Origin of the sequence: Pseudofrankia coriaricola (assembly GCF_001854805.1) — a bacterium.
GTDB lineage: Bacteria > Actinomycetota > Actinomycetes > Frankiales > Frankiaceae > Pseudofrankia.
This window is the reverse complement of record NZ_MBLO01000207.1, coordinates 26,285-39,582: the sequence shown is the minus strand read 5'-3', so window position 1 is coordinate 39,582 and position 13,298 is coordinate 26,285. Positions and strand designations below refer to the sequence as shown.

6 protein-coding genes are annotated in these 13,298 nt (G+C 75.3%); 3 read left to right on the top strand and 3 right to left on the bottom strand.

What is annotated here, in order from left to right; translation table 11 throughout:
- Positions 1–3 precede the first annotated feature (3 nt).
- Entirely contained in the window at positions 4–1,017 is a 1,014-nt protein-coding gene (locus tag BCD48_RS22760) for a tRNA (adenine-N1)-methyltransferase (RefSeq protein WP_083419050.1), read from the bottom strand.
- Positions 1,018–1,162: 145 nt separating this feature from the next.
- The gene (locus BCD48_RS22755; protein ID WP_071050417.1) at positions 1,163–2,365 is read right to left on the bottom strand and encodes a site-2 protease family protein; all 1,203 of its coding nucleotides are present in this window, start codon (positions 2,363–2,365) and stop codon (positions 1,163–1,165) included.
- Positions 2,366–2,747: 382 nt separating this feature from the next.
- Between BCD48_RS22755 and BCD48_RS22750 the strand changes: the two genes are divergently transcribed.
- From BCD48_RS22750 to BCD48_RS22740, 3 genes are all read left to right on the top strand, one after another.
- Complete coding sequence (locus BCD48_RS22750) at positions 2,748–3,806, top strand: RecB family exonuclease (RefSeq protein WP_241841923.1); 1,059 nt, start codon at positions 2,748–2,750, stop codon at positions 3,804–3,806.
- Between the two features lie 456 nt (positions 3,807–4,262).
- On the top strand, positions 4,263–6,113 hold the full coding sequence (locus BCD48_RS56795; RefSeq protein ID WP_491677165.1) for an ABC transporter ATP-binding protein: 1,851 nt from the start codon (positions 4,263–4,265) through the stop codon (positions 6,111–6,113).
- A 2-nt stretch (positions 6,114–6,115) separates the two neighbouring features.
- Positions 6,116–8,647 carry an ABC transporter permease gene (locus BCD48_RS22740; protein ID WP_071050416.1) on the top strand — a complete coding sequence of 844 codons (2,532 nt, stop codon included), beginning with the start codon at positions 6,116–6,118 and terminating at the stop codon, positions 8,645–8,647.
- Here BCD48_RS22740 and BCD48_RS22735 read toward each other — a convergent pair.
- Positions 8,644–13,224 carry a TIR domain-containing protein gene (locus BCD48_RS22735; protein WP_071050415.1) on the bottom strand — a complete coding sequence of 1,527 codons (4,581 nt, stop codon included), beginning with the start codon at positions 13,222–13,224 and terminating at the stop codon, positions 8,644–8,646. The two genes, BCD48_RS22740 and BCD48_RS22735, sit on opposite strands and share 4 nt — an antisense overlap.
- Positions 13,225–13,298 lie beyond the last annotated feature (74 nt).

Genomic DNA, 13,298 nt, shown 5'->3' with positions numbered 1-13,298 from the left:
GTGTCAGTCGTCTGCGGGCGTGATGTCCGCGGTGTCCTGGGGCTCGGAGGGGGCGGCGGGGGTGGGTGCGTCGGGCTCGGCTAGGGCGCCCTTGGCGGGGCGGCGGCGGCGCGGCGGGGCGGTGACACCGTCGGCGAGCCGGCGGGCGGTGATGAGGAAGCCGGTGTGGCCGATCATCCGGTGCTCGGGACGTACCGCGAGCCCGTCCAGGTGCCAGTCGCGCAGCATGGTCTCGAACGCGGCGGGTTCGGCGAACGAGCCGTGCTCGCGCAGCGCCTCGACGGTCCGCGAGAGCTGGGTCGCGGTCGCGACGTAGGCGCACAGCACCCCGCCGGGCACCAGCGCCCGCGCCGCGGCGGGCAGCACCTCCCAGGGCGCGAGCATGTCGAGCACGACGCGGTCCATGTCGGTCTCGCCCGCGTCGGCCAGGTCGCCGACGTGTAGCCGGTGGGCCGGGTGCGGTGCGCCGAAGAACGCCTCGATGTTGCGCTGGGCGATCGCGGCGAAGTCGGCGCGGCGCTCGTAGGAGACGAGCAGGCCGCCGTCGCCCACGGCGCGCAGCAGCGAGCAGGACAGCGCGCCCGAGCCGACACCGGCCTCGAGTACCCGCGCGCCGGGGAAGACGTCCGCGTATCCGACGATCATCGCCGCGTCCTTGGGGTAGACGACGGCGGCGCCGCGGGGCATCGCGAGCACGAAGTCACTCAGTAGCGGCCGCAGCGCCAGGTACGGCGTGTTGCCGGTGCTGGTGACGACAATCCCCTCGGGCGCGCCGATGAGCGCGTCATGCTCGAGCGCGCCGCGGTGGGTGTGGAACTGTTTGCCCGGTTCGAGCACGACGGTGTGCTTGCGGCCCTTGGGGTCGGTGAGCTGGACCCGGTCGCCCTTCGCGAACGGCCCGCGCCGATGCGCCGCCTCACCCGTCGGGCGGGAGGTGGCGGCGAAGGCGTCCCCGGCCGGCCCGCCCGCCTCGCCGTGGTCGTTCGCGCCGGCGACGGCGCCGTTGGTCTCGCTCACGGGGTGGATGTTCCCTTCCTGCCTGTTGTGGCGGCATCTGCGCGCCCACGACCATTCGGCCCAGGACGTCCCGGCAGATTACCGGCTGCCGCCGCCGCACCGCGCCCGCCGCATGGCAGGGCACGGAACCAGGTGGAGAGGGCGCCTATCGCCCGACAGGCGGGCGCCCCGGCGCCCGCCCCACCATTCGCTGGGCCGCGTTCCGGTCCAGGCGCGCGACCAGGTCGACCATGACGAGCACGCCGACGGGCCGGCCGTTCTGGGTGACGAGGTACTCCGACGCGGGGTGGCGCTGGATGTGGTTGAGCAGCTCCTCGCCGGCGAGGTCCGCGTCGAGGATCATGTTCGGCTCGATGGTCCTGCTGACCTCGGAGATGCCGACCCAGGGGCGGCGGTGCTCGGGCATCGCGTCCACCGACGCCCCGTTCATGATCATGGAGGGGCTGCCGGTGTCGTCGACGACGGCGATGGCGGTGGCGCCGGCCTGCTGGGCGTGGCGCAGCGCCTCGGCGAGCGGCACCGACCCGTCGACCGGCAGCGTCTTGCGGATCAGCCGGCCGGCGCGCAGGTCGGGGAGCTTCTCGCGCAGGTCGGCGGCGCGCAGCGACTGGTAGGCGCCGAAGCCGATGAAGCCGGCGAGCGCGAGCATGTAGAGGGTGTAGAAGCCGCTGGACGGGTAGCGCAGCGTGAACACGGCGACGGCTGCGGCGACGACGAAGCCGCCGTAGGCGCCGCCGCGCAGGCCGCGCAGCCGGCTGTGGGTGATCCTCCAGACCGCGGCGACAACCACGCCGCCGCCGTCGAGCGGCAGGCCGGGCAGGAGGTTGAACCCGAACAGCAGCAGGTTCGTGAGGCCCAGGTCGAACAGCACCACGCCGATCGAGCTGTGCGACGGGACCCCCAGCAGGCCGAGATAACACAGCCCGGCGAGCAGGCCGTTGACGAACGGCCCCGAGAAGGAGAGCAGGAACTGCCGCCCGGCCGACTGCGGCTCCTTCTCGTGCTGGGTGAAGCCGGCGAAGCCGTGCACGGTGACCGAGCGCACCCGCAGCTCGAACCGCTCGGCGACCAGCGCGTGGCCGATCTCGTGCAGCAGGATGGAGGCGAGGAAGCCGACCGCGGTGATGGTGGCCAGCAGCAGGACGAGCGAGTCGCTGGGGCCGACGAGCCGGGAGCGCTGCGTGTCGGCGTAGACCGTGGCGACGAGGACCGCGAAGACGACCGCCAGCGGCGAGACGTAGATTGGGACGCCGCGGACCCGCCCGATCCGGAACCCCGGCGGGCGCTGCGCGGGCGGGGTGCTGGAAGCCTGCGCGTTCGGGCCCGTTGGATCGGGCTGGTCGGCCATGTCACCGATGCTACGGCCGCCTCCCCGGCGATCCACCCGATCGGCCTCCGTCCTTTTCCTTTAGCGCCCGGTTTCTTATCCGAATCTCAACCGGGGGCGCCTGCCGGCACCCGTTCCCGGACAGCCCCGCCGTCGTCCGGCCGGTGCCCGGGAGGTTTCGCGGACCACGTTCGCGGGCGTTTCCGTCTCCGCCCGGGCCGTCTCCGCCCGGGCGGAGACGGCCCGGGGAACGCCGCCGGCCGGCTCGCCCGGTCTCGCCGGGAGCCGGTGAGGTGGCCGAGGCTGCCGCCGCACGGGCGCGTCCCGGCCCAAGGGGCGGTGCCCGCTGGCTGGGAGGACCTCGGCGGACGGCATGTCACAGGTGCGCCCTAGGGTGGCGGCCATGAGCACCGCCGCTGACCCGACGGCCGATCCCGTGACGGGCGATCCCGCCACGGGCGATCCGCGGACCGCCGGCCTGGCGACGGCCGGGACGGTTCTCGCCGCGGACGGCTCCCCGGCCACCAGCACGGCGGGGCTCCCCGGCGCCGTGCCGCCAGGTGACGCCCCAGTCGCCGGAGGCCGTGGCGACGCCGCGGCCGTGCCGGAGCAGCGGCCCCAGATCGTCGGGTCGCTGTCGCCGTCGCGGGCGGCGGACTTCGTCAGCTGCCCGCTGAAGTACCGCTTCCGCGTCGTCGACCGGCTGCCCGAGCCGCCGAGCCTCGCGGCGACGCGGGGGACGATGGTGCACACGGTCCTGGAGCGGCTGTTCGACCTGCCGGCGGCCGGGCGCACCCCGGCGGCCGCCGAGGAGCTGCTGCCGGCGGCGTGGGCGGACCTGCGGGCCCGCGAGCCGGAGCTCGCGGCGATGTTCGCGGACGAGGACGAGCTCGCCGGGTGGCTGTCGTCCGCGCGCGACCTGCTCGCCGGCTACTTCGCGCTCGAGGACCCGCGCCGGCTCGCGCCGGCCGCCCGGGAACTCTACGTGGAGCACGTCCTGGACTCGGGGCTGCGGCTGCGCGGCTACGTCGACCGGCTCGACGAGGCGCGGACAGCGGACGGCCCCGCGCTGCGGGTCGTCGACTACAAGACCGGGCGCTCCCCCGGCCCGGCGTTCGAGAACACGGCGCTGTTCCAGATGCGCTTCTACGCGCTGCTGCTGTGGCGGACCCGCGGGGTGGTGCCGAGGGAGCTGCGGCTGTACTACCTGGGAGACCGGACGTGGCTGCGGGTCGTCCCGGACGTCGACGACCTGCTGGCGACCGAGCGGCGGGTGCAGGCGCTGTGGGCGGCGATCTCGCGGGCGCACCGCACCGGCGACTGGCGGGCGACGCCGAGCAAGCTGTGCGGCTGGTGCGACCACCAGTCCCGCTGCCCGGCGTTCGGCGGCACGCCACCGCCGCTGCCCGAGGCGCCGTTGGCCGACGACACCGCCCCCGCCGTCTGCGAGGCGGAGGGGTAGCGGCTGGCGGGTACGGAACGAGTCCCATACCGCCGCCAGACCGGGCGGGCGCCGCGGATCCGAGGGAATCAGGCACGATGCGTAGGTGCGGCGCGTCTGCGATCGATCGCCTCGGGCCGGCCGAGCCGCCCCCGCCGTGGCCGGCCCGGCCGGGGCTGGGCCGATGACGGCGGCTGGTCGGCGGCCGGGGGTGGGCGAACCGCGTCCCACCGGCGCGGGGGCCGGCGGGACTGCCATCGGCCCGACAACGAGCGGTCAACCAAACGGGCGAGCCAGGCGTCCGACACCCTGGCGGCGCGGCGGCGCTCCCCGCCCGGCGGCCGGGCTGGTGGCCGTCCGCGAGCCTGGCCTGTCCGCCCAGCGGCATGACGACCCGGCCGGCGGCCTCGCCGGGCGAGGCCGGCCGGCGCGGGCAGCGATGGCCACCGAACTCCAGGGCGCGCGAAAGGAAGACCGATGAGCCCAGTGCGCGGACGGGCCGCCGACACCGCGGCGGGCCGTTCGGGTGGGCCGCGCCTGGCCGCCCGGGCGGAGCGGCTGACGAAGGTCTATGGCTCCGGGGACACCGAGGTGTCCGCGCTGCGCGGCATCGACCTGGACTTCCCCCGCGGCCGGTTCACGGCGATCATGGGGCCGTCCGGTTCGGGCAAGTCGACGCTGATGCACTGCCTGGCCGGCCTCGACACGGTCAGCGGCGGCCGGGTGTTCATCGGCGACGTGGAGCTCTCGCGCCTGTCGGACCGGCAGCTCACCCAGCTGCGCCGCGACCGGATCGGCTTCATCTTCCAGCAGTTCAACCTGCTGCCGACGCTGACCGCGGCGGAGAACATCACGCTGCCCCTCGACATCGCCGGGCGTCGGGCGGACAAGAAGTGGATGCAGCTGGTCGTCGACGCGGTGGGCCTGGCCCCGCGGCTGAACCACAAGCCGACCGAGTTGTCCGGCGGCCAGCAGCAGCGGGTCGCCTGCGCCCGGGCACTGATCACCCGGCCGGACATCATCTTCGGCGACGAGCCGACCGGCAACCTGGACAGCGCCTCCGGCGCCGAGGTCCTGTCGTTCCTGCGGGACTCGGTGCGCGAGCTCGGCCAGACCGTGGTGATGGTCACCCACGACCCGAAGGCCGCCTCCTACGCCGACGAAGTGATCTTCCTCGCGGACGGCCGGATCGTGGACACGATGCTCGAGCCGACCGCGGACGCGGTGCTCGACCGGATGAAGAACCTGGACCAGCCGGGCCGCGGCCGCCCGTCCCGCCGGGGCACCACCGCGCCGCGCGCGGCCGGCCGCGACGGCGCGCCCGCCCGCCGCGACACCGGCGGCGGGCGAGACGACGGCGGCCGCGCGGGCTGGGACGACGGCGAGCGCCCGCCGACGCGGCGCCGGCCCACGATGCCGCCCCCGGGCGAGGGGCGACGGTCGGCGACGGGCGCGAACGCCGCCCGCGTACCCACCGGCCCCGGTCCCGCCACGGGTCGGCGCGGCACCGGAGCAGGTGCCGGGGCCGGGGCCGGGGCCGGTGGGTACGCGGATCCCGGCTACCGGCGCGGCACCGGGCCCGCGCGCGACGGCCGCGGCCCGGCCCGGCCCGACCTCGGCGCCGGGCGGGGCGGGCCGCCGCCGGCCCGCGGTGCCGATGGGTATCCGGTGGTCGAGGAGACCGACGAGTTCCCGCTGGCCAGGCACGGCGCCGAGGGCTACCCGCCGCCGCGGCGGGCCACGGGCGGCTACCCGCCCGCCGAGCCGAGCGGATACCCGGCCGGCGAGCCGAGCGGCGGCTATCCGCCCGCGGAGCCGGTCGGCGGCTACCCGGCCGGCGAGGACACCACCGGCTACCCGGCGCCCGGGCCGCCCGCGGGCGAGCAGCAGCCACCCTGGCGCGCCCCGTACCGCCGCGACACCGGTGCCCCTCGCGAGCCGGGTCCGCCGGGCCCGCGCCGCGGCTACGGCGGGGACGACGGCCCCGTCCAGATCGACCCCTACGGGGAGCCCGGCCCCTACCCCGACGGCTACGGTCCCCCGGCCAGTGGGTACGCGCCGGCCGACGGCTACAGCCACGCCGGCTACGGCGAGGAGCCGAACGGCCACTACCCACGGGGCGGCTACCCGCCCGACGACACCGAGTCGTACGGCGTCCCCAACGGCTACGGCGCTCCAGAAGGCGGCTACCAGCCGCGCCCGGCGCCCCGCTCCGGCTACCGGCCGGATGACGCCCGAGGCGACCAGGACGGCCGTGAGGCCTACGAGGTGGACCGTTACGACGGCCGCTACGAGACAGGCGGCTACGAGACCGGCCGGTGGACCTGAGGATGCTGCGCGCAACCCTGCGCAGCCTGCTCGCCCGCAAGCTGCGCCTGCTCCTCTCGGCGCTCGCCGTCGTCGCCGGCGTCAGCTTCGTCTCCGGCACGCTGGTGCTCACCGACACGCTGAACGCGACGTTCACGTCGCTGTTCGCCGGGATCACCAAGAACGTCAGCGTCGACGTCCGCGCGGTCAACAAGGTCGACCCGACCAGCGACGACGGCCGATCCCCGCTGCCGGCGTCGCTCGTCGACGGGCTGCGGGCGAAGTTCCCCAAGGTGGCGGTCGTCGGCCAGGTTAGGGGCAAGGTGGCGCCGCTCGACCCGGCGACCGACAAGTCCATCGCCCAGCCGACCACCCCGGCGATCGCGATCAACTGGACCGGCGGCCAGCCCACGTCGGTGCAGGAGATCGCCACCGGCCGGGCCCCGAACGCCGACGGCGAGGTCGTGGTCGACAAGGCCACCGCGGACCGGTACGGGTTCCAGCTCAACCAGAAGATCGCGATGGATGTCGAGGAACGCCCGGCGTTCACCCTCGTCGGCACGTTCCGGATGAACGGGCAGGACGGCCTCGCCGGCACCCCCGTCACCGCCTTCACCCTGGCCGACGCCCAGCGGCTGATGCTGAAGCCCGACCAGTTCTCCGCGGTCTACCTGGCCTCGAACGACGTCTCGCAGGAGGAGCTGGCGAGACAGGTCGCCGCGGCGCCGCTGCCCCCCGACGTCGAGGCGATCACCGGTCACCAGCTCGCCGACGAGAACGCCACCGCCGTGCGCGACGGGCTGGCCTTCCTGTCTACCGCCCTGCTGATCTTCGCCGGGATCTCGGTGTTCGTCGGCGCGTTCATCATCTTCAACACGTTCACGATGCTGGTCGCCCAGCGCGTCCGGGAACTGGCGCTGATGCGGGCGATCGGCGCGAGCCGCCGCCAGGTTCAGGTCTCGGTGCAGGTGGAGGCCGCGCTGATCGGCTTCTTCGGGGCGACGGCCGGCCTGGTGTGCGGGGTCGCGCTCGCGGCGCTGCTCCAGTCGGCGCTGGGCGCCTTCGGCGTGGAGCTGCCGACCGGCGCCATGGTCTTCCGGCCCCGCACCGCCGTCGTGTCGTACCTGGTGGGGGTGCTGGTCACGTCGGCCGCCGCCGTCGTGCCCGCCCACAAGGCCGCGACCGTGCCGCCGATCGCCGCCCTTCGCGACTCGTACACGATCGCCGCCCGGTCGCTGCGGATGCGGGCGCTCGCCGGTGTCACCGGCGCCCTGCTCGGCGCCGGGGCCGTCGTCGTCGGGCTGTCGCGGCCAGGTTCGTCGGGAACCCCGCTGGTCGGCGTCGGCGCGGTGATGATCTTCTTGGGGGTGACGGCGCTGTCGCCGGTGCTGGCCCGGCCGGTCACCCGGGTCATCGGGGCGGCCCTGCCGGCGCTGTTCGGCGTGGTCGGGCGGATCGGGCTGCAGAACGCGATGCGCAACCCGCGGCGGACCGCGTCGACCGCGTCCGCGCTGATGATCGGCCTCGCGCTGGTCAGCGCGTTCGCCATCTTCGGTCAGTCGATCAAGGTGTCGGTGAAGGACACGGTGACGAACAGCGTCGGGGCCGACTACCTGATGTTCAGCCCCGGGTTCGCCACGTCGTTCAGCCCGCGGCTTGGCCAGACGGTCGCGAAACAGCCTGGGGTCACGGTCGCCGCGATCAGCGGTGGTTTCGCGGCCATAGCGGACCGGGGCACGTCCGACAGTTTCTGGGCGGGCGACCCGGCGGCGATCAGCGATCTGCTGAAGCTGAAGGTGACGTCCGGGGACATCCACCTGCGCGAGGGCCAGGTCGCCATCGACGAGACTACGGCGACCAAGATCGGTGCCCGCGTCGGCTCACCCGTGAAGATCACCTTCAGCAACGGCCAGGAGACGCTGACGCTCGCGGCCACGTTCGCCGGCGGCGGCATCGCGCCCAACGCGCTGCTCACCCAGCCCGCATGGGTCAAGCACGCCGCGGCCGACGAGAACTTCCTCGTCCTGGTCAAACGGGGGCCAAACGCGGACCCGGCCACGGTCCGGTCCGCGATCGACGCCGCGGCGAAGGCGGTGCCGAGCGTGAACGTCTACGACCAGTCCGAGTTCATCGCCGAGCAGTCCAAGCAGGTCGACCAGATCCTCGGGCTCGTCTACGTCCTGCTCGCGCTCGCCGTCCTCATCGCGCTGTTCGGCATCGTCAACACGCTCGCCCTGTCCGTCATCGAACGGACGAGGGAGATCGGCCTGCTGCGCGCGGTCGGCCTGCGCCGCGGGCAGATGTGGGTCGTGATCGTCCTGGAGTCGGTGGTGATCGCGCTGTTCGGCGCGGCGCTCGGGGTAGGCGTCGGCAGCTTCCTCGGCTGGGCGCTGGTGACGGCGCTGAAGAGCCAGGGCATCACGAGCTTCGCCTACCCGACCGCCACGATCGTCGTGGTGCTCATCCTCGGCGGTGTCCTCGGCGTCGCCGCCGCGGTCTTCCCCGCCCTGCGCGCCGCCCGCATGAACGTCCTGCGCGCCATCTCCACTGCCTAGGCCGGCGGGTCACGACCGTCGGCCCGGACGGTGGCGGCTGCTGCCAGGGCTCGGCGCATGCAGGGATGCGCGAACATCCACCGGTCACCCACCTGCCGGATGACACCGCGTTCAGCGGCGTCCTCTAGGACACCGATCAGGTCGGCCGGTGTTCCCAGCTGACGGCTCAGCCACCAGCGGGAGAGCTGGTACCGCCCCCACGCGGTCATCATGAGAGCGCAGCTCAGCGCCGCCGCGGTCACGGCGGCGGCTGTGGCCGGCGTCGAGGCGGGCCCCCAGGGCCAGGTCAGCGGCGTCATCCCGCCCGCTCGGCAGACCGGGCGGGAGACGCCACAGCTCACAGCCGTGATGACCACGGCGGCGGGCACCGTCCAGCGGCAGCGGCGCAGCACCGCGCGGGGCCCGGCCGGCCGCCACCGGCTCACCGGCCCGGACGCCGTCCGGTCCCGCCCCGCGGGCCGCGCATAGTCCCGAATCGCCGGCACCGGCCCGGCGCCCATCCCGGTCCGTGCCAGCATCAGCCGCGTCACGACGACGCCTAGCAGCCCGATCCCGACGGCGGACACCAGCCCGACCGCGAGCCCCGCCATCTCGATCATGATGCCGAGCGTCAGGACACCGCTCAGCACCCCCAGGGCCGTCACAACGGCGGGAACCGCAAGCAAGGTCTGGGTGTCCCACCAGCCGAACTCGGCCAAAGCCTGCGACCGGTCGCGTTCTCGACCGCCGGTGGAACGCTGGGCACTGGCGAGCGGCTGACCGTCGAGGCACAGGGCCAGGTGCGCCAGCGCCCGAAGACGGACCGCGGCGGCGCGAACCGCCGGTGCGGTGGCGTCATCGGGGGCGAGCGCCCGCCGCAGCCGGAGCACCGCCAGATGTTCCTGGACCGAGCCCGCCGTGGGGAATCGGCTCGCGTCTGTCAGCTCGGCAGGTGCCCGCCCGGCCGTTCCCGTGGCCACCCGCCGCTTGCCATAGCCATCGGCCAGCAGGCTCAGCACGAGCGGTGACGTGAGCGCACCGGCGACCGGCCCTGCCGGGTCCGCGGCCGCCCGGTGCAGCAGCGGGTCCCAGGACACGCCATCGGGCCCTGGTGTGCTGGCGGCCAGGTACGCCGCGGCGCCCGCCAGGCCGACGGGGCGGATCTCGACGACCGCGGCCGCCAGCCGCGCGAGCCGGCTCGGCCAGGCCGGTTCGCCGGCCTCCGACGCGCCCGCGCCGCGGCCGGCCGGATCGTCCGCCGGCTGCGGGCTGCGGGCCATCGCCCGGCCGATCGGCGTAGGCGCGTCGACCGGCAGCCGGCGCCGGGCGAGCCCCCACCTGGCCTGGGCGCCGGCTGGCCGCGCGTGGGAACGCGGGGCCGGCGGAGCCTCGACGAGATCCCGCCAGGCCTCCGGGGCGCAGCTCAGCACCAGCGGCAGGCCATCCGCGAGCCAGTCGCCGATCCGGTCCAACGCCCGGGCCCGCCGCTCGGCCGGGATCTCCTCCAGGCCGTCGAGCAGGGGGAGCACCTTGCGCCGCGCCAGCAGCGCCCCAGCCCGGCTCACCGCCGCAGTGCGCCAGCCGAGCCAGGTGTGCCGACAGCCGATCTCGTACTCGAGCCAGGTCGCCAGGTCGTCGCGCTCGGGATCCCACGAGCGCGGGGACAGCAGCACGGGCACCGGGCCGGTGGGCAGCCTGGCCGCGAGCAGGTCGCGGGCCAGCGCGGCGAGCAATGTGGTCCGCCCTGAGCCTTCCGGACCGAGGACGACCAGCCGGTGGGTCGGGATGCGCGCGAACGACGGGGCGAGCCGAGTGCCAGTGCCGGCGAGCCCGTCCGGTCCCTCCGCCCATGCCTCCGGCGATCCGCCGGGCCAGCCGCCGGCGACGTCCCGCAGCAGCGGCCACGGCGGCGCGAGCTCGGGCGCGGCGGCCTGCCACCGCAGGGGGATCACGGGGCCGGCCACAGCGAGGGCGCGCACGTGCGTCGCGGTCTGCTCGGCCAGCCGGGCCGCCAGCGGGTCGGGGACATTGCCGCCGAGCTGCCGCTGCAGCTCGATGTGCCGGAACTGATGGACGGCGCCGACCCGGCGCAGGATCTGCCGCCGGTCATGGGCGTCGTCGAGGAAAGCGCCCAGGCGCCAGGGCAGATCGCCCCGCCAGGCCAGCCACAGCCGCGTGACGGTGTACGCCGGCCAAGTCGTGAGCGTCGCGGCACGGGCCAGCCCGTAGGGCACGCCATACCCGAGGCCGACGACGAGCCCGGCCCCGACGGCGAGCCGCGGCGTCACCCGCGCTGGCAGGGCGAACAGCAGGCCGACCGCGGCGAGCAGGCAGAGGCCCGCCGCGCCGCCGAGCAGGACGGCGAGAAGCACGAACCGCCGCCGGTCGCCAGACCTGGCCTGCGCGGGGCCGGCCGGCGCCCCGGCGGCCATCTCGTCCGTGGTGAACCGCGACAGCAGCGCCACGGCCACCGCCGCCGCCGGCCCCGTGGCGAACCAGAAGGCGAGGATCAGGGGGGTGCTGAGGCGCGCCGGGCCGGCGTCGACCACCGCCGAGAGGGCCGACGTGGTGACGGCGAACGTGAGCAGGCCCGTCGGCAGCGCCCTAGTGCGCCGCCGCGTGCCGTCCCGCGCGCGGGGCACCCGCGACCAGCAGACCCGGGATGCGGGTGCGCGCCGTCCCCAGTGCCGCAGCCCGCCGCCGTGCGGAGGGGCGCAGAAGACGAGCCAGCAGATCCCGACGCACCAGCACAGGGACACGGCCAGCACGAGGCCGACGCCCTGCCAGGGCGGCGACGTGTCGAACAGGCGCCGGGCCGCCGAGCCGGCCGCCCCCGTCGCCAGCGCGGCCACCGCGAGCGGGACCCACACCGCCGTGCCCGCCGCGAGCAGCAGCCGGTGGCGCATCGGGCCGGGCACGTGCGCGGCGAGCCGCCACCAGGCGAGGTCCGGGCCGCCGCCCTCGCTTTCCAGATGGTGCGCGAGGAAGCTGAACCAGCGCTGAGCCCGCTCCCGGGTCCAGCCACGCCGGCCCGCCGGGTACTCGGCCGCGATCAGCGCGCCGAGGAGATGCCGACGCACGCTGCCCGGGTCGGCGAAGCCCCGGGTGAGCAGCTCGGCGGGGTCGTCGCGGCGTCCCGTGCCGGCTGGGCGCATATACACCTGGATGGCGAGGGCGAGCGCGAGCGGGTTCGTCAGCGCGAGCGCCACCGGGTGCGACGGCGCGCCGGCCAGCGTGCGCAGGACAGGCTCCCAGCTGTCCAACGTCCGCTGGCCCGGGCGCACGTCGCGCAAGTAGTTCTCGACGACGCCCAGGTCCAGCGGGCACAGTTCGATGCCCGCCGAGCCGGCCAGGCTCGTCTCGGCTCCCTCCCCGGGGCTCACCGCGTCCCGGTACTCCCGGGTGCCGCAGGTCAGGACGAACTCCTGGCCTTGGTCGAGCTGCCTGCTGATCTCGTCGATCGCCGGGCCGCGATACCGCGGCGAGATCTCGTCGAGCCCGTCGAGCAGCAGCAGGAGGCGATGCTCGTCGAGCAGGTCACCGGCGGTCTCGCGGGCGGCGGCGCGGCCGAGGCGGCGCAGTGCCGGGAACCCGCCGATCATCTCCACCAGCCAGGACCGGAAGGTAGGCTCGCCGGGCCGAGGCGTCCACGACGAGATGTGGATCAGCACGGGCACCGCGTCGCCCCGGCCGGCGTCGAGCGAGTCCAGCAGGTCCGCCCGCAGCTGGTAAAGCAGCGTCGACTTTCCGGAGCCGGCGGCGCCGAGTACGACCAGCCGGCGGGTGGGCACCTGGCGCAGGGTGGCGTGCAGATCCGGCCCGCGGGCGAGCTGGCCCGGCCCGGTGGCCCAGGTGTCCGGCGTCGGTGCCCGCACCCCGGACGCGCGGTCGAGAGCCCGCCTGACCAGGAGCGGCCAGCCCTCGAAGATCGCCTCGTCGGCCGGCTGCCACCGGACGGTCGCCGGTCGCAGTGCGTTGTCGCCCCGACGCCGCCCCTCCTCCCGCGCCTGCCGTCGCAAGTCCACGGCCAGGTCGGCGCAGATCGAGCCGAGCCTGTCCGCCACGGGGCCGGGCTCCGGGCCGCGCGCCGCGGGGAGGGTGGGCGGCGCGGCCGCGCGGTGCCCGGCCGGCGGATCTGCGCCCGGCAGCCGCGGCGCCACGGACGGCTTCGCACGGCCCGATACGGCGGCGGCCGTCAGACCCAGCAGGCGCGCCCGCGTCGTGTCGTCGTCATAGCCGAACAGCCTGATGGGGCGGATCTCGCGGAGCAGCCCGACGGGGTCGCAGGGCTCGACCTGGATCGGTAGCAGCGTACTCGCCGGACTGTCCTGGTCCCGTGAGAGCGCGGCGCTCCGGGCCTGGTGGTGCGGGCCGGGCCGCAGGTAGGCGGGCGAGACGAGCGCGATGACCCGGGCCGCGTGTGCGATGCCCTGGTCCGCCACGGCGGCCTGGTAGGTCCCTGGGACCCCGTCCCAGGCCTCGAGCAACACGCGGTAGCCGGCGTCCTCGAGCTGCCAGGCGATCCATTCCGCCCAGATCACGTCGCCGGCCGCGTAGGTGACGAAGAAGTCCCAGTACGGTGACTCCCCCGGCCTCACCCCAATATCATCACACCGTCGCCGAGGGTGATCGTGAACGACCCCGCACGGCCCGGCATCGGGTGCCGCCGCGT